Source organism: Chloroflexota bacterium, from assembly GCA_016875535.1.
Classification (GTDB): Bacteria; Chloroflexota; Dehalococcoidia; order SHYB01; family SHYB01; genus VGPF01.
This window is the reverse complement of record VGPF01000008.1, coordinates 16,026-31,847: the sequence shown is the minus strand read 5'-3', so window position 1 is coordinate 31,847 and position 15,822 is coordinate 16,026. Positions and strand designations below refer to the sequence as shown.

The 15,822-nt window shown below is 64.8% G+C and carries 16 protein-coding genes; 9 read left to right on the top strand and 7 right to left on the bottom strand.

Annotated features, from left to right (window positions below):
* Positions 1-39 precede the first annotated feature (39 nt).
* The 8 genes from FJ039_04210 (at position 40) to FJ039_04175 (ending at position 8,039) form a co-directional block, all read left to right on the top strand.
* Positions 40-567 (top strand): hypothetical protein, encoded by a 528-nt coding sequence (locus FJ039_04210; protein ID MBM4405374.1) that lies wholly within the window; start codon positions 40-42, stop codon positions 565-567.
* Between the two features lie 3 nt (positions 568-570).
* The gene (locus tag FJ039_04205; GenBank protein MBM4405373.1) at positions 571-1,446 is read left to right on the top strand and encodes a hypothetical protein; all 876 of its coding nucleotides are present in this window, start codon (positions 571-573) and stop codon (positions 1,444-1,446) included.
* A gap of 23 nt (positions 1,447-1,469) precedes the next feature.
* A complete protein-coding gene (locus tag FJ039_04200) occupies positions 1,470-1,985 on the top strand; it encodes a hypothetical protein (GenBank protein MBM4405372.1) in 516 nt (171 codons plus the stop codon).
* A 1-nt stretch (position 1,986) separates the two neighbouring features.
* Positions 1,987-3,135, top strand: coding sequence for a thiolase family protein (locus FJ039_04195; protein MBM4405371.1), 1,149 nt, complete (start codon positions 1,987-1,989; stop codon positions 3,133-3,135).
* A gap of 67 nt (positions 3,136-3,202) precedes the next feature.
* Positions 3,203-4,471 carry an MFS transporter gene (locus FJ039_04190; GenBank protein MBM4405370.1) on the top strand — a complete coding sequence of 423 codons (1,269 nt, stop codon included), beginning with the start codon at positions 3,203-3,205 and terminating at the stop codon, positions 4,469-4,471.
* A gap of 48 nt (positions 4,472-4,519) precedes the next feature.
* A complete protein-coding gene (locus tag FJ039_04185) occupies positions 4,520-5,839 on the top strand; it encodes an MFS transporter (GenBank protein ID MBM4405369.1) in 1,320 nt (439 codons plus the stop codon).
* On the top strand, positions 5,832-6,905 hold the full coding sequence (locus tag FJ039_04180; protein MBM4405368.1) for an ABC transporter substrate-binding protein: 1,074 nt from the start codon (positions 5,832-5,834) through the stop codon (positions 6,903-6,905). The genes FJ039_04185 and FJ039_04180 overlap by 8 nt, the downstream gene beginning before the upstream one ends.
* Before the next feature lie 165 nt (positions 6,906-7,070).
* Positions 7,071-8,039, top strand: coding sequence for a flippase-like domain-containing protein (locus FJ039_04175; protein MBM4405367.1), 969 nt, complete (start codon positions 7,071-7,073; stop codon positions 8,037-8,039).
* A 197-nt stretch (positions 8,040-8,236) separates the two neighbouring features.
* Here the strand turns inward: FJ039_04175 and FJ039_04170 are convergent, their stop codons facing one another.
* Both FJ039_04170 and FJ039_04165 read right to left on the bottom strand, forming a co-directional pair.
* Positions 8,237-8,482 carry a type II toxin-antitoxin system HicB family antitoxin gene (locus FJ039_04170; GenBank protein ID MBM4405366.1) on the bottom strand — a complete coding sequence of 82 codons (246 nt, stop codon included), beginning with the start codon at positions 8,480-8,482 and terminating at the stop codon, positions 8,237-8,239.
* A gap of 92 nt (positions 8,483-8,574) precedes the next feature.
* Positions 8,575-10,170, bottom strand: coding sequence for a citramalate synthase (locus FJ039_04165; protein MBM4405365.1), 1,596 nt, complete (start codon positions 10,168-10,170; stop codon positions 8,575-8,577).
* A gap of 144 nt (positions 10,171-10,314) precedes the next feature.
* Between FJ039_04165 and FJ039_04160 the strand changes: the two genes are divergently transcribed.
* On the top strand, positions 10,315-11,463 hold the full coding sequence (locus tag FJ039_04160; GenBank protein ID MBM4405364.1) for an amidohydrolase: 1,149 nt from the start codon (positions 10,315-10,317) through the stop codon (positions 11,461-11,463).
* Between the two features lie 14 nt (positions 11,464-11,477).
* Here FJ039_04160 and FJ039_04155 read toward each other — a convergent pair whose 3' ends face one another.
* The 5 genes from FJ039_04155 to leuC all read right to left on the bottom strand — a co-directional run bounded on the left by FJ039_04155 (position 11,478) and on the right by leuC (position 15,807).
* Positions 11,478-11,897 carry a cytochrome c gene (locus FJ039_04155; GenBank protein MBM4405363.1) on the bottom strand — a complete coding sequence of 140 codons (420 nt, stop codon included), beginning with the start codon at positions 11,895-11,897 and terminating at the stop codon, positions 11,478-11,480.
* A gap of 46 nt (positions 11,898-11,943) precedes the next feature.
* Positions 11,944-13,056, bottom strand: coding sequence for a 3-isopropylmalate dehydrogenase (leuB, locus tag FJ039_04150; GenBank protein ID MBM4405362.1), 1,113 nt, complete (start codon positions 13,054-13,056; stop codon positions 11,944-11,946).
* Between the two features lie 52 nt (positions 13,057-13,108).
* Positions 13,109-13,723, bottom strand: a complete 615-nt coding sequence (gene leuD, locus FJ039_04145; protein MBM4405361.1) for a 3-isopropylmalate dehydratase small subunit — start codon at positions 13,721-13,723, stop codon at positions 13,109-13,111.
* A gap of 157 nt (positions 13,724-13,880) precedes the next feature.
* Positions 13,881-14,150, bottom strand: a complete 270-nt coding sequence (locus FJ039_04140) for a hypothetical protein (GenBank protein ID MBM4405360.1) — start codon at positions 14,148-14,150, stop codon at positions 13,881-13,883.
* 256 nt (positions 14,151-14,406) lie between these two features.
* Positions 14,407-15,807 carry a 3-isopropylmalate dehydratase large subunit gene (leuC, locus tag FJ039_04135; protein MBM4405359.1) on the bottom strand — a complete coding sequence of 467 codons (1,401 nt, stop codon included), beginning with the start codon at positions 15,805-15,807 and terminating at the stop codon, positions 14,407-14,409.
* Positions 15,808-15,822: the final 15 nt, after the last annotated feature.

The following is a 15,822-nucleotide window of genomic DNA, read 5'->3' as shown; positions in this document are numbered from 1 at the left end:
ATGCTCCTATCCGCTTTTTCCTCCGTCTGAAGGAGCATCATGCGAACTCTCTCCTTCCTGGGCGCAGCCCTCACTGCGATTATGGCCCGCGCCGCGTGCGGCGATTCGAAGGATGAGGTGGCGCCCGGCCCTACATCCGCCTTTGGCACTCCCGGCCCGAACGTGACCCAGGCCGCGAACATCCCTTGTGAAGCGACGGAGAAGCTGACCTATCACGTCCACTCCCGCCTCACGATCCACATCAACAACCAGCGCGCGCCCGTCCCGGCGGAGGTCGGCATCCGCAACACCTGCATCTTCTGGCTCCACACGCATGATGCCGGCGGCGTCATCCACGTGGAGGCGCCCTCCAAGCGGAGCTTTACCCTGGGCCAGTTCTTTCAGGTGTGGGGCCAGCCGCTGAGCCGGACGGCGCTGTTGAACAATAAGACGGATGCCCAGCACGAGATAAGCGCCTTCGTGAGCGGCAGGCTCGTCACGGGCGACCCGGCGGCGATCCCCCTGGAGGACAACGCCGATATCGTGCTGATGTACGGGCCGCCCTTCCCGGCGAGCCCGGCGCCGTAGCCTATGGCGAAGGTTACGGAGCTCTTCGCCAAGCGCGGCGCGCGGCCGCTCTTCATCGTTGACGTTTCGCCCCCGCGCTCCAGCGACCCATCGTTCGCCCGCGAGCTGCGGGGCCTGGGCGCTGACGCCGTCTCCGTGGCCTACAGCCCCGGGCGCGCCGTGCGCATGGACACGGTGGCCGCGAGCGCGCTTATCAAGAAGGCCGCGGGCCTTTCGACTATCGTGAACTTCGCCACCCGGGACGCGAACCGCCTTGCGCTGCAGATGCAGGCCTTGGGCGCGGACGCCCTCGGCCTGGAGAACGTCCTTATCGTGAAGGGCGACGACTTCGGCGAGAAGGATCAGGGGCGCGTGAGGGCCGTCCACGACTATCGCCCGACGGAGCTGATCGCCGCCATCAACAGGATGAACGAGGGCTACGACTTCCGCGGCCTGCGCCTCACCAGGCCGACGGACCTCTGCGTCGGCGCCATCGTTGACCTGGCCGCCGACCCGCAGCGCCAGGCGGAGCTGACGCTGCGGAAGGTCCAGGCCGGCGCGCACTTCTTCATCACCCAGGCCGTCTATGACACAAAGCGTGTCGAGCAGTTCCGGCGGAACTATGAAGCGGTGGCCGGAAGGAACCTGGAGAGGCCCGTCTTCTGCGGCGTCCAGATGCTGATGAAGGACGGCGTCGCCTTCGGCGATCCGCCCGCGGCGATGCTGCGGGCCATCGAGGGCGGGCGCTCCAACGTGGAGTTGGCGCTGGAGCTCGTGGCAAACCTGGCGAAGCTGGGCTGCGACGCCTTCTACCTGGTGCCGCCGATCTTCAAGGGCGGCGCGCGGGACTACGCGGCGGCGGCGAAGGTCATCGCGGCGGCGCGGGCGGAGAAGCGATAACTGCGCTCTAGCAGGTGCCGCCGATGCCTACGCTGGACTCAAGAGGTTCCCGGCGTATAATGGCCGCGATCCCCTCTCTTGCCGCACGAGGTGCGCCCATGCCCGATTACGATAAGCCGCTTCCCGAGCTGAACCAGTTCACGAAGTCCTACTGGGAGGCTGCGAAGCGTCACCAGCTCGCCATCGCCAAGTGCTCCGCCTGCGGGCGGCTGAACCATCCGCCCAAGCCCGTCTGCCGGTTCTGCCAATCGGACAAGCTCGCGCCCCAGGTGGTGAGCGGCAAGGGAACGATCTACTCCTACACGGTGACGCATTATCCCTACCACCCGGGCTTCGTGAAGAACGGGCCTTACCCTGTGGTCCTGGTTGAGTTGGAGGAGGACCCCCGCGTCCGCATCGTCAGCAATCTGGTGGACTACAAGCCGGAGCAGTTGAAGGTAGGCGAGCCGGTGGAGGTCGTCTTCGATGATGTGACGCCCGAGGTCACGCTGCCCAAGTTCCGCCCGCGCGCGGCGGCTGCAGCCAGGGGAGAGCGCTAAGATGCCGCACCACGGACGCAAGGTCGCCATCGTCGGAGTCGGCTATTCGCACGTGGGCCGCAACACCGGGCTCACGGTGCTGCAGAACGCCTTCCGCGCCTCCATGGACGCCATCACCGATGCCGGGCTGAAGCCCAGCGATATTGACGGCGTCACCCAGTACGGCTTCTCCTTCGAATCGGTCACCTGCTGGGAAGTGGCCGATGCGCTGGGCATCAAGGACCTTGCCTGGTACAACGATATCAACGGCTGGGGCCCCGCAGGCATCACGGGGCTTATAGACGCCTGCGCGGCGGTCGCCTCCGGCAGCGCCGAAGTTTGCCTCGCCTATCGCTCCGTCTCCCTCACCGGGGGCCACAGCGCTGGCCGCAAGCCGCCGACGCATATCCCTGGCGATAACCAATTCACCGTCCCCTACGGCTTCATCTCGGCCACCCAGTGGGTGGCGATGTACATGCGCCGCCATATGGCCGTCTACGGCACCAAGGAAGAGCACTTCGGCGCGGTGGCGGTGGCCCAGCGGGAGTACGCCTCTCTGAACCCGCGCGCCCTGATGCGGCAGAAGATCACGATGCAGGACTACCTCTCCGCGCGCTACATCACCGAGCCGATGCGCCTGCTGGACTGCGATCTCCCGGTGGACGGCGCGGGAGCCGTCATCGTCACCACGGCTGAGCGGGCCAAAGCGCTGAAGCAGCGGCCCGTCTACGTGGACGCCTGGTCCTTCGGCGCCGGGCACCCGTACGACTGGTTCCAGTGGCCCGACCTTACGACCAACGGCAGCATCGTCGCCTCCAAGTACCTCTGGAAGCGCTCGCAGTTCAAGCCGGGCGATGTGGACACGGCCCAGGTCTACGACGGCTTCACGATGCTCACCCTCAACTGGCTGGAGGCCCTAGGCCTCTGCCCCATGGGCGAAGGCGGGCGCTTCGTGGCCGATGGCAACACGAAGCTGGGCGGCAAGCTGCCCACGAACACGAACGGAGGCATGCTGAACATCGGGCGCGTCCACGGCATCAGCCACGTCATCGAAGCGGTGGAGCAGCTGCGCGGGACCTGCGGCCCCAGGCAGACGCCGAACGCCAAGGTGGCCGTGGCCACCAACGGCGGCGGGCCCATGGCGGGCGCCGCGGTGCTCTATAGAGAATAGGATCAAGGAGCGGGGCGAACGGCGTGTCGCGGGTCCGCGACCCCGCTGCCTCCACCGTAAGTTACCAATGCGGGGCGCCCCCACGAGTACGTCAAAGTTGAGCATCACCAACGTCCCCACCTTTCGCTCCCTGCGGCACCGGGACTTCCGCCTTGTCTGGCTGGGGACGGTCCTCTTCTCCGCCGGGAACTGGATCCAGCAGGTCACGCTGGGCTGGCTGGTCTACGATAGGACGGACAACGCCTTCCTCGTCGGCGCGATCTGGAGCGCACGCTCGCTGCCCTTCCTCTTCGCCGGGCCCATCGCGGGCGTCTTCATAGACCGGGTGGACCGCAAGCGCTTCCTCATCGTGAACCAGCTCTTCCTGGCGGCGCTGGCCTTGTGGTTCGCCCTCATGGTCGCCACGGATGGGGTCGCCGTTTGGCACATGATGCTCTTCAGCATTTTGGGAGGCATCGGCTTTGCGATCCAGAATCCCTTGCGGCAGGCGGTGACGGCGAACGTGGTGCCCAAGGAGGATTTCCTGAACGCCATCGCCCTCAACTCGTCGGCCTTCAATATCAATAGAGTCGTCGGCCCGGCGTTGGGCGGCGTCCTCATCACCACCGTGGGCGCCTCGGCGAATTTCTTCATCCAGGCGGGCTGCTACGCCGTGGTGGCCGTCATGAGCATGCTCCTCTCCGTCCGCGGCGGCGCGAAGGAGACGGCGAAGCCGAAGACTTCGGCGATGGCGGACCTGCGGGAGGGCCTGCGCTATGTGGCGAGCCGCAGCGACATCACGGCCTTGATGCTCCTGGCGATGATCCCCGCCTTTTTTATCATGCCCTTCACCGTCCAGATGATGCCCGTCTTCGCCAAGGACGTCCTGCGTCAGGACGCCGACGGCCTCGGCGCGCTTCTGGCCGTCTTCGGCGTGGGCGGGCTCATCGGCGTCCTGGTCCTGGCGACCATCGGCAACCGGCCGGAGCACGGGCGCACGCAGATCGTCATCGGCGTCTTGGCGGGCGTCAGCCTCATCATCGTCTCGCGCACGCACAGCATGGCGGTGGCGATGGTCTTCCTCTTCATCCAGGGCACCGCGATGTTCACCTTCATGGCCCTCAACAACACCCACATGCAGACCTCTATCCCGGACGCGATGCGTGGGCGTGTCATGGGCATCTACCTGATGAACGTCGGCGTCGGCCCCTTCGGCGCGATGTTCGCCGGGGCGCTGGCCCACGGGCGCGGCAGCGATACCACGATGCTCGTGGGCGGCGGCATCGCCATCGCGCTCTTCCTCGCCATGGGGCTCTTCTATGGCAAGAGCCTCTTCGCCAAGCCGCCGCCCGCCTAGGCGCCCTGCGCGTTCGCCACCGGCGGTGCAACGCAGTAGAATCAGCCCGTGAGCATCGGCACCGGGTTCGCCGCAAAGCTGCGCATCACGGACATCCACACCTTCAAGTCGCTCAAGTACCGCGACTTTCGCCTCTTGTGGATCGGGACCGTCTTCTTCGCGGCGGGCAACTGGATCCAGCAGATCGCCATCGGCTGGCTGATGTATGAGGAGACGAACAGCGCGCTCCTCGTCGGCGCGGTGAACGGCGCTCGCACCATTCCGTTCCTGATCGTCGGGCCCGTTGCCGGCGTCTTCAGCGACCGGGTGGACCGCCGCAAGATGCTCCTGGCGGACCAGATCTTCCTGGCGACGACGTCACTCCTCTTTGCCTTTGGGGTCGCCACGGACCATGTCAAACCGTGGACCATGATCCTTTTCGCTTTCCTGAGCGGCGCGGGCTTCTCCATCATGAATCCCTTGCGCCAGACTATCATCGCCAACACCGTGCCCAGGGCCGATGTGCCGAACGCCCTCGCGCTCGCCTCATCTGCATTCAGCTTCAATCGTGTCCTCGGCCCAGCCCTCGGCGGCATCATGATCCAGTATCTCGGCCCGACGGCGAACTTCTTCATGCAGGGCTCGTGCTACCTGGTCGTCACCCTTATCATCCTGCCTATGGTGCCGCAACCGGCGCCGAAGGCGGGCCGGCCGGAGACCAGCGCGGGCGCCGATATGCGGGAGGGCGTTCGCTACGTGCTGGGCAACCGCGGCATCTTTGCCATCATCATGCTGGCCATCATCCCTTCCTTCTTCGTCATGCCGTTCACCACTGGCCTCATGCCCGTCTTTGCCAAGGATGCGCTGGGCCAGAGAGCAGACGGCCTTGGATGGCTCATGGCTTGTTTCGGCGGAGGCGGATTTGTGGGCGTTCTGATCCTCGCCACGTTTGCCGGGGTGGGGAATCGCCGCGCGGGCCATATGACCACTCAGGCGGTGGCGGGCATCCTGGCCGGGCTCGCGCTCGTGGCCCTTTCGTTCATGACCTCCGTGCCCTTCGCCATGCTCTTTCTTCTGGCGGAGGGCGCGGCGACGCTCTCCTTCGGCGCGATGAACAATACGCATTTGCAAGCTATGCTTCCCGATCATATGCGCGGGCGTGTGATGGGCATCTATATGATCAACGTGGGCCTTGCGCCGCTGGGAGCGCTCATCGGCGGCACGATCGCGGAGCACTACAGCGTGGAGACGGCGATGCTGACGGGCGGGCTCATTTCAGTTACGCTGACGGCGGCGATCTGCATCGCCTATCGCAAGGTGTTGTGGACGGAACCGGCGGTGATCCAGGCGGAGGCAAAAGACTCGGCCAAAGGAGGCGGAGATGGCTAGGCAGAGCGTCACGATCGGCGTGTTGCATGATGCCGCCAAGATTGATTGGGCGAACCCGGTCTTTCGCGGCATGGAGTTGCAGCGCGAGGCGTTCAACGCCGCCGGCGGGATCGCCGGCTATGGCGTCGAGTTCCAGTACATGGCGGGCGCGGGGGCTCATGAGGGATCGCCGGAGAATGTCGTACGTGCCTGGGAGAAGATGGCGGCGCGCCCGGAGGTCATCGGCATCATGGGGCCGGGCATCACGGACAACGCCCTTGCCGTGGCCGAGGTGGTGGATAGGGTCAAGGTGCCCACCATCAACTGGTCCGGCCATGAGCGCACAAGGGGCGAGTGGTACTTTCAGTTCCAGGCGGGCTCCCTCACGGACGAGATGACCTACCTGGCGCGGCTCATGGCGAAGGAGGGACGCAAGCGCGTCGCCGTCCTCCAGTGCCGCGGGCCCATCGGCGACCTCTATTACACCTCGCTGGAGATGGAGCTGCACCTCCTGGGCGTCCAGATCGCCAGGCGCGAGATGACCGATGTCCACACGAGCGATGTGACGCCGCAGCTGCGCGCGCTAAGGAAGGGGCATGCCGATTGCCTGCTCTTCCTGGGCATGGGCGCGCCGACGCTTACCTTTGTGCCTGCGGCCCGAAAGCTCGGCTGGAAGATCCTCGTCTATTCCAATATCGCGATGCTGGTGGTGGCGAATACGCCCGCCGCCATCGCCAAGAACGAAGGCGTGGTCTGGCCCGACCAGTACGATGAGCGCAACCCCGTGCTTCGCCGCCTGGAGCGGGAATACGTGAAGCGCTGGGGCGGACGGCCCCCTGCCGATTTTCGCGCCGCCTTCGGCTATGACATGATGACGCTGATGACCGAGGGCCTGCGCCGCGCTCCCGAGTTGACGCGCGCAGGGCTGAAGACCGGGCTGGAGCAGGTGCGCAACGTCCCCTGCGCCACCGGCGGGCGAAACCCCGTGATGGGCTTTGCCCCTTGGGATCATGCCGCCGTCAAAGGCCCCGATCTCTTCATGTTCCGCACTGTGCGCAAGGGAAAAGTGGCCCGCTACGGCCTGTGAAGCCGTCTTGCCCTGGTGCGGGCCTGTGGGTGCGCACCCTCTCCCGGATTCTAGTGCTGGCCTTGTTTCGCCATGCGCCCGGTTCGGAGAGAATCACTCATAACGTGTTGGCATCGCCCCTGTGCTTGATGCGCCGGGGCGTGAAGAGAGAGACGGACCGCGTCCATGGACCGACGCTTTGCATACGGACTGATCGGCTTTGGCGTAGGCGGAGCGCTCGGTTGGCTAGCCTTGAAGGACACCTCGTGGGCATCCCTAGGGCGAGCCCTGGCGGAGCTCGATTGGCGGGTTGTGCCTCTGGCCCTTGGCGCCGTCATCATCGCAGGCATCCTGAGGGCCATCCGCTTCCGCCTCCTCCTGCGCGATGAGCGCGTGACCACCTCGCGCCTTTTCCTTGTCGCCAGCGCCGGGAGCGCGGTGAACAACCTGAGCCCTGTGCGCGTCCTTTCGGAGGCGACGCAGACGGTCTTGCTGACGCGCGGCGATGGCGTGAAGGCTTCGCGCGTCGTCTCCGGCTTCCTCCTCAGCAGGCTCTTCGACCTGCTGGTGACGGTGAACCTGGTCGGCGCGGGGCTGGTGGTGCTGCCCCAGCTTTCGGGCTTCCGGCCCATCGTCCTGCCGCTGTGGGGCCTTTCGGGCGCGGCGCTTCTCGGCATGGTGTTCCTGGGCAGAGGTGTCTCGCGCCTCGGCAAGGTGCGGTGGCTGAAGCCCCTGGCGGAGACCCTGCAGCATGTGCATGCAACGCAGAGCCAGCGGGGACTCCTTGCCCTCTGCATCTCCCTGACGGCGATTGCGTGGCTCTTGATTGGCGTAGCCGCCTGGCTCGTCGCCCAGGCGGCGGGCATTCAGATGCCCTTCTGGCTCGCCTCCATCGTTATCGTCGCCGTCTCCATGTTCTCAGGCGCAGTCCCGGCGCCGCCTGGCGTCGCCGGTGTGTACGAGTTCGTCGCCGTCTCCACCCTGGGGCTCTTCGCCGTGGATGAGGCCGCCGTACTGAGCTTTGCCGTGGTGATCCACGCGCTGCTCTTCCTTCCGCACTTGGCGATCGGCCTTCCGGTGTTGGCGCTCGAGCGGCGGGCTTTGAGGGGCGCTCCGATGCTGCGTCGGGGCGCCCCTTCTGCGGCTGCGCGGTAGGAGGCTTGTCTCTGTCGCGGAGGCGGCTGGGGCCCGGGCCTAGAGTGACTCCCATTCGCTCCGGCTGATGCCGGCCTGCCTCACGATGCGTGCCTTTGACATGAACTCATGCCGCCCACCCGGATATGGCCCCGAAAAGCCGCTCCGCCGCAGCGCTTCGGTCAACTCGCGGCGGCTGACAGGGCCGAAGTTGGGCATCACCCAACCCGAGCAACATTCAGGTCAACGTGATCAATCGACGGAATAGTCGCGCGATTTCGGAGCCCGAAAACGATCCAGTCTTCGAGGGCGCTCTGGAGTTCTTCCCGGCAGCTTTCCAATGTCTTGCCGCTACCGTAGAGACCATTCAGACCCGGGATCTGGCCGTAGAATGTGCCATCCTCGAGTTTTTCATATTCCGCTCGATGCATGGCTACCTGTATATAGTCCGTGAGAGCTGCCATCTCCACACCCGCCTTTATCTCGGAACAGTAGACTGTCTCAGCTTAGCCGCCTGCCGCAACTAGGGGAAGCAGGACTGCTCCAGGGAGCGCCCCTATTTCCCGTACTTGATGAGCCAGTATTCCAGGCTGTCCGCCAGGGCGAGCCATGAGGCGTCAATGATGTTGGGCGAGGCGCCCACCGTGGTCCAGTGGCGCTGGCCGTCCGTCGAGTCAATGAAGACGCGCACGGAGGCCTCCGTGCCCACGGTGCCGTCCACGATGCGCACCTTGAAATCGGCCAGCTTGATGATGGAGATCTTGGGGTAGAACTGCGCCAGGGCCTTCCGCAGGGCGTTGTCCAGGGCGTTCACCGGGCCGTCCCCCTCGGCGGCCGTGTGTTGGAGCGTCCCATCCACGCGCACCTTCACCGTCGCCTCCGCCAGGGAATCTTCGCTGACGCCCTTGCCGTTGGCGCGTCGCGCCCGCTCCACGACGACCATGAAGTCCACGAGGTCGAAAGGCTTCTTGTAGCCGGGAAGCTCGCGGCGGAGGAGGAGCTCGAAGGAGGCCTCGGCCCCTTCGAAGGCAAAGCCCCTGCTCTCCATCTCTTTGACGATGTCCACCAGCTTCTTCGCGACCTCTTTGTTCTTGGAGAGGTCTATGCCCATCTCCTTGGCCTTGGAGAGGATGTTGCTGCGGCCCGAAAGCTCGGAGACTGTGATCCGCTTCTTGTTGCCCACCTTCTCCGGCTCGATGTGCTGGTAGCTCTGCTCCACCTTGGCCACGGCCGAGGCGTGCATGCCGCCCTTGTGGCTGAAGGCGCTTTCGCCCACGTAGGGCTGGAAGGGGTTTGGCGCGCGGTTCAGGATTTCATAGACGTACTGCGAGGTCTCCTTCAGCTTGGCCAGCTGAGAGTCCGTCACGCAGTCGTTGCCGTACTTCAGCTTGAGGTTGGCGATGATGGAAATGAGGTTGGCGTTGCCGCAGCGCTCGCCCAGGCCGTTGATGGTGCCCTGCACCTGGGTCGCGCCGGCGGCGACGCCGACCAGGCTGTTCGCCACGCCCAGCTCGCTATCATTGTGGCAGTGGACGCCCAAGTTGATCTTCGGCAGCTCCCTCTTCACCTTGGCGACGATATCGGCGACTTCGCTCGGCAGCGCGCCGCCGTTCGTCTCGCAGAGGATGATGCAGTCGGCCCCCGCCTCCGCCGCGGCCTTGATCGTCTGCATCGCGTAGTCGGGGTTCGCCTTGTAGCCGTCGAAGAAGTGCTCGGCGTCGTAGAAGACCTTCTTCCCCTTCGCCTTCATATAGCCGATGGAATCGGAAATCATGCCCAGGTTCTCTTCCAGGCTCGTCTCCAGCACCTTTGAGACGTGGAGGTCCCAGCTCTTGCCGACGAAGGTGATGACCGGCGTCTCGGCGTCCAGGAGCGCCTTGATGTTCTCGTCCTTCTCCACCGCTACGTTGGCGCGGCGCGTCATGGAGAAGGCCGCGATCTGGGCCTGCTTCAGCTTGAGCCTCTTGGCGCGCTCGAAGAAGTCGGCGTCCTTGGGGTTGGACCCGGGCCAGCCGCCTTCGATGTACTTGATCCCTTGCTCGTCCAGCTTCTGGGCGATCTTCAGCTTGTCTTCCACAGAGAAGGTCACGCCTTCGGCCTGAGAGCCGTCGCGGAGGGTCGTGTCATAGAGCTCGACTGGTCTGGAGTCCATAGGCAATCAAGGGCAAGCTTCTCTGGGAGACACCAGCAATAAGTATAGCAAAACGGGAGGGAATGGCCGCCTCCGCTTCTGTTGGGCGGCCCGCCTTGACCCCTTTCCGTGCCGCGCCTATAGTCTGCCCGCCAGGAGGCGCAGATGGCGAAGCAGGGCTACCGGGTCATGGACTCCGATATGCACGTCATGGAGCCGCGCGACCTCTGGCTCACCTACCTGGACGACCGCTTCAAGGCCTACGCGCCGACCATCGCGCCCCAGGGCGAGCACGGGCGCATCGGCTGGACCAGCCAGGGCAAGGCCCTTCCAGCCTTCAGCGACCACCCCCTGCGCGGGCCGCTGAACAAGGCCCGCTACGACCAGAATCACCCTAAGACCAAGCGCTATGCCGGCGCCAAGGCCCAGGGCTATGGCGCCGCCTCCCAACTGGAGGCGATGGACGTGGAGGGGATAGACGTCGCCGTCGCCTTCCGCACCATCGGCGGCCACGTCATCGCCATAGACGATATGGATGCCGAGCTGGCCGCCGCCCTCTGCCGCGCCTTCAACCGCTGGCTCGCCGACTACTGCGCCAGGGACCCCAAGCGCCTCAAGGCTACTGCCGTCATCCCCCTGCATGATGTCCGCCTGGGCATCAGAGAGGCCGAGTACGCCGTCGGCACGCTGGGGCATGCGGCGCTTACCCTGCCGACGAATCCGGTGAAGCGGCGCCCCTGGTATGACAAGGCCTACCACCCCCTGTGGGAGACGGCCGCCGACCTGGGCGTGCCCGTGGCCTTCCACGGCATCCAGGGCGCCTACCAGGAGCATCTATCCAACCGCTACATGGATAGTCTGATGATGATGCACGCCGCGGCCCACCCCATCGAGATGATGCTGGCGATGGGCGGCCTGATCTATAGCGGCGCCTTCGACCGCCACCCCAAGCTGAAAGCAGCTTTCCTGGAGGCCACCTGCGGCTGGGCGCCCTGGTGGCTCTGGCGGCTGGACGAGGAGCAGACCAAGCTGGGCCACGCCGATGCGATGAAGCTGGAGCGCAAGCCCAGCGACTACTTCGCGGGCCGCTGCTACGTGGCCTGCGACCCGGACGAAGCGGGCGTCCCCGCGGTGGTGCAGGCGCTTGGCGCGGACAACCTGGTCATCTCCACCGATTGGCCCCACGACGATTCGCTCTACCCGCACGCCATAGACGAATTCCTGGCGATGGAGGGCCTGAGCGCGGAGGCCAAGCGGAAGATCCTTTGGGAGAACTGCGCGAGGCTGTACGGGGTGGGACAAGCCCCGGCCTGAGGTGAGGGGTGGGCCTAGGTGCCGTACTGGGCCGTTGCGGTGGCCTGGAAGGCGCGCTGGTCCGCCGTCCACCAGCTCTTGATGTGCGCGATGATGGCCTGGGCGTCCGCCTCCGTAAGCGTGTCCTTGAAGCGCGGCATCTTCCATTCGTAGTTGGGGATGCTGACCCCGTTGAGGACGATGTCAATGAGCAGCTGGTCGGCGTGATGCCAGGTGTGGCCGTTATTGTTGTGTGGAGGCGGGATATCCCGGAGCGCGCCGCCGCTTGCGCCTCCGTGGCAGCTCCGGCAGTTGGCCTCATAGAGGGCCTTGCCCCGCTCGACGACCTCTTTGGGCGCACCCGTTGAGGGCGCGCTAGCGCAAGCGGCGGCCCCTACCGCGATAGCGACGAGGGTGACTGCGGCAGCGATGCTGAGAACCGGCGCAGGTTGCATAAGCGTCCTCCGCAGCTCTTCTTACAGCGCCCAAGGCCTCCGGCGTCTACCGCTGGATCGCCTCGCGCACCTTCGCGCCCATCTCCTTCGTCCCGAGCCACGGCTCGCCCGGCTTCGCGATATCGAAGGTGCGGAGGCCGCTCTCCAGGATGCCCTGGACGGCCTGTTCGACCGCTTCGGCCTCTTTGGGGAGGCCGCAGGAGTAGCGCAGGAGCAGCGCCACGCTAAGGATGGTGGCCAGGGGGTTTGCCTTGTTCTGCCCCGCGATATCGGGCGCGCTGCCGTGGATCGGCTCATAGAGGCCGAAGAGCTTCTTGCCCTCCATCGCGCCGCCCTTCGCCAGCCGCGCGCCGCCCAGGCTCGCCGAGGGAAGCATCCCCATGGAGCCCGCCAGCACCGCCGCTTCGTCCGTGAGGATATCGCCGAAGGTGTTCTCCGTCACGATGACATCGAAGCTGCGCGGGTTCCGGATTAGGTTCATGGCGCAGGTATCCACCAGCATGTGCTCCAGCTTCACGTCCGGGTAGCTCTTGCCGATCTCGATGGCGATCTCGCGCCAGACGCGGGAGGTGGTGAGGACGTTTGCCTTGTCCACGGAGGTCAGCTTCTTGCGCCGCCGCCGCGCCATCTCGAAGCCGACGGTGACCACACGGGCGATCTCTTTTTCGCTGTAGGCCATGGTGTCCACGGCCTTGCGCCCGCGCGGCGTTTCCCAGCGCCTCTTCGGCTTGCCGAAGTAGAGGCCGCCAGTCAGTTCCCGGATGACGAGCATGTCCACGTCCCGGAGGAGGTCTGCCTTGATGGGCGTGGAGTCCAGGAGCTGGGGATGGGTCTTCACCGGGCGCAGGTTGGCGAAGAGCTGCAGGTCCTTGCGGATGCGCAGCAGGCCGTCCTCCGGGCGCGTGGGCGCCTTGGGGTCGTCCCACTTGGGCCCGCCCACGGCGCCCAGGAGCACCGCGTTCGTCTTCTTCGCCATCGCCACCGTCTCATCCGTAATCGCGACGCCGTGGGCGTCTATGCAGCAGCCTCCGATGAGGGCCTGCTTGAACTCGAACTGGTGCCCGTACAACTCGCCGATGCGATTGAGGATGCTGATGCCCTCAGCGACGACGTCGGGGCCGATGCCGTCTCCGGCCACCACAGCGATAGTGAACTTCATGGCGCATATCCTCGGGAGAAATTGAAGGGGCCGCTTCAGGCGGCCCCTGGGATCAGCTATGCTTCTTGCCTGCCGTCTCCGGCCAGCGCTTCTTTTCGTAGGCGGCGATCTTGCCCTCGTCTTTCAGCGTCAGGCCGATGTCGTCCAGGCCGTTGATAAGGCAGTAGCGGCGGAACTCCTCGATGTCAAAGGAGGCCGTCAGGCCCTGGTCATCGTAAACCTGCTTCTTCTCCAGGTCTACGGTCAGCTTGTAGCCGTTCCTGGCCTTGGCCTTCGCCATGATCTTCGCCACGGTCTCCTCCGGCAGGACCACGGGCACCATGCCGTTCTGGTAGCAGTTGTTGCGGAAGATATCGGCGAAGCTGGAGGAGATGATAGAGCGGAAGCCGTACTGGTTGAGGGCCCAGGGCGCGTGCTCGCGGGAGGAGCCGCAGCCGAAGTTGCGCCCCGCGACCAGGATGGTCGCGCCCCTATAGGCCGGGTCGTTCAGCTCGAACTTCGGGTCCGGCTTGCCGTCGGGGAGATAGCGCCAGTCGAAAAAGAGGAAGTCTTCGAAGCCCGTGCGCTCCACGCGCTTCAAGAACTGCTTCGGGATGATCTGGTCCGTGTCCACGTTGACGCGGTTCAGCGCGGCGACGATGCCGGTGACTTTGGTGAACGGTTGCATGGTATTTCTCCGGGCGACCGCACAAGGACGCCTTACAATTTCCCTCGCATCTTCAGAGCTTTGATAACGTCTTCGAAATTCAGACTCGGCTCCCGAGCGCGTTCTTTCACGGCCTCAATATCCTCTTTATCTTCCTCGGCTTCGCGATGCTTGGCTTTCATGCGCTCTTCTTCCACCGCTTTAGCTTGGGAATCTCCTTGGTGAACCATCCGGCTATGAAGCCGGGGAAGTGCATCTCCTTCATCTTGCCTTTGACGAAGGCCTGCATCTCCGCAACGGTCATATTCGGCTGCGTGAAGGCGCCCTGCTGATAGCAAAGGTTGCAGTAGGCCAGGCTCTTTGAGCCGTCGGCCTCCATCCCGTTTTTGCTCCCGTCCTTGGGGAGCGGCATGCTGCAGCTTTGACACTTCTTCGCTTGCTCACCCATCGCAGCCAGCCTTCCTTTACACCTTGATATCCTCGAGCCGCACGCCTTTTCAGGCGGCTACTCGTTTCTATGCAGCGGCTATTCGCTTCAGAATGCGAGGGTCGTTCTCGAGCCAAAAACTGAAGTCCTCATGTACTTCTCCGTTAGCAAATGCCGTCTCATGCTTTGGGTCAATTTTTGCCAACGCATGTTTCAATCGAGCTGTGCGCGCCGCTTTTGTTTTCGAGCACCTTCGCATGATGGGTCGCATTATCCCCTATTTCCAGTCCCGCACGTCCACGAAGTGGCCCGTGATACCCGCCGCCGCCGCCATCTGCGGGCTTACCAGATGTGTGCGCCCGCCCGCGCCTTGCCGCCCTTCGAAGTTGCGGTTGGAGGTGGAGGCGCAGCGCTGCCCAGGCTTCAGCACGTCCGGGTTCATGGCTAAGCACATGGAACAGCCAGCCTCCCGCCACTCGAAGCCGGCATTGGTGAAGACCTTGTGCAGGCCCTCAGCCTCGGCCTGCCGCTTCACGATGGCCGACCCGGGCACCACGATGGCCTGGACCTTGGGCGATTTCTTCTTCCCTTTCACGATGGCCGCCGCTGCGCGTAGGTCTTCTATGCGCGAGTTGGTGCAGGAGCCGATGAAGACGTAGTCTACAGGGATCTCCTGGATGGGCGTTCCTGGCTTGAGGCCCATGTACTCCAGGGCGCGCTGGGCCGCCCGGCGGTCGGCCTCCGTCTTGAAAGACTCCACCGTCGGCACTGTGTCTGTCACCTTCACTAACATGCCTGGGTTCGTGCCCCAGGTGACAAAGGGCGTCATGGAGGCGCAGTCCACCTCCACAACCTTGTCGTATGTCGCGCCGGGATCGGTGGTCAGGGACTTCCACCGCTCCACGGCCTTCTCCCACTCGGCGCCCTTGGGCGCGCGGGGCCTGCCCTTCACGTAGGCAAAGGTCTTTTCGTCCGGCGCGACAAGTCCCGCCCGTGCGCCGCATTCGATGGACATGTTGCAGATGGTCATGCGCCCTTCCATGGAAAGGCCGCGGACCGCTTCTCCCGTGTACTCGATAACGTAGCCGGTGCCGCCGTCCACGCCCAGGCGGCCGATAATGTTCAAGATTAGGTCCTTGGCCGTGACGCCCTTGGGGAGCGCGCCTTTGGTGCGGACCTCCATCGTCTTCGGCTTGGTCTGAATGAGGCACTGCGTCGCAAGAACGTGCTCGACCTCCGAGGTGCCGATGCCGAAGGCCAGCGCGCCGAATGCGCCGTGGGTGGATGTGTGGCTATCGCCGCAGACGATGGTCATCCCCGGCTGGGTCCACCCCTGCTCCGGGCCGATGACGTGGACGATGCCCTGGTTGGGATTGTGGATATCGTAGTAGGTGAAGCCGAACTCCTTCGCGTTCTTGGTCAGCACCTCGATCTGCTTCCGCGAGGTCTCGTCCGCGATGGGCCTGGAGCGGTCCGTCGTCGGCACGTTGTGGTCCACCGTCGCCACTGTCAGGTCCGGGCGGCGCACCTCGCGGCTGTTGAGGCGCAGGCCGTCGAAGGCCTGCGGGGAGGTCACTTCGTGGATCAGGTGCAGGTCAATGTAGAGGAGCGCCGGTTTGCCGGGCTCTTCGCTCACGACGTGCGACTCCCAGATCTTTTCGAACATTGTCTTAGGCATAGTGGTCTTTCTGCC

What these genes read in the sequence shown, in the direction of transcription:
- FJ039_04180 (MBM4405368.1), top strand. Translation starts at nt 5,832, where the DNA reads ATGGCTAGGCAGAGCGTCACGATCGGCGTGTTGCATGATGCCGCCAAG.
- leuB (MBM4405362.1), bottom strand. Translation starts at nt 13,056, where the DNA reads ATGAAGTTCACTATCGCTGTGGTGGCCGGAGACGGCATCGGCCCCGAC.
- FJ039_04195 (MBM4405371.1), top strand. Translation starts at nt 1,987, where the DNA reads ATGCCGCACCACGGACGCAAGGTCGCCATCGTCGGAGTCGGCTATTCG.
- leuC (MBM4405359.1), bottom strand. Translation starts at nt 15,807, where the DNA reads ATGCCTAAGACAATGTTCGAAAAGATCTGGGAGTCGCACGTCGTGAGC.
- FJ039_04175 (MBM4405367.1), top strand. Translation starts at nt 7,071, where the DNA reads ATGGACCGACGCTTTGCATACGGACTGATCGGCTTTGGCGTAGGCGGA.
- FJ039_04210 (MBM4405374.1), top strand. Translation starts at nt 40, where the DNA reads ATGCGAACTCTCTCCTTCCTGGGCGCAGCCCTCACTGCGATTATGGCC.
- FJ039_04155 (MBM4405363.1), bottom strand. Translation starts at nt 11,897, where the DNA reads ATGCAACCTGCGCCGGTTCTCAGCATCGCTGCCGCAGTCACCCTCGTC.
- FJ039_04140 (MBM4405360.1), bottom strand. Translation starts at nt 14,150, where the DNA reads ATGGGTGAGCAAGCGAAGAAGTGTCAAAGCTGCAGCATGCCGCTCCCC.
- leuD (MBM4405361.1), bottom strand. Translation starts at nt 13,723, where the DNA reads ATGCAACCGTTCACCAAAGTCACCGGCATCGTCGCCGCGCTGAACCGC.
- FJ039_04205 (MBM4405373.1), top strand. Translation starts at nt 571, where the DNA reads ATGGCGAAGGTTACGGAGCTCTTCGCCAAGCGCGGCGCGCGGCCGCTC.
- FJ039_04170 (MBM4405366.1), bottom strand. Translation starts at nt 8,482, where the DNA reads ATGGCAGCTCTCACGGACTATATACAGGTAGCCATGCATCGAGCGGAA.
- FJ039_04200 (MBM4405372.1), top strand. Translation starts at nt 1,470, where the DNA reads ATGCCTACGCTGGACTCAAGAGGTTCCCGGCGTATAATGGCCGCGATC.
- FJ039_04160 (MBM4405364.1), top strand. Translation starts at nt 10,315, where the DNA reads ATGGCGAAGCAGGGCTACCGGGTCATGGACTCCGATATGCACGTCATG.
- FJ039_04190 (MBM4405370.1), top strand. Translation starts at nt 3,203, where the DNA reads ATGCGGGGCGCCCCCACGAGTACGTCAAAGTTGAGCATCACCAACGTC.
- FJ039_04165 (MBM4405365.1), bottom strand. Translation starts at nt 10,170, where the DNA reads ATGGACTCCAGACCAGTCGAGCTCTATGACACGACCCTCCGCGACGGC.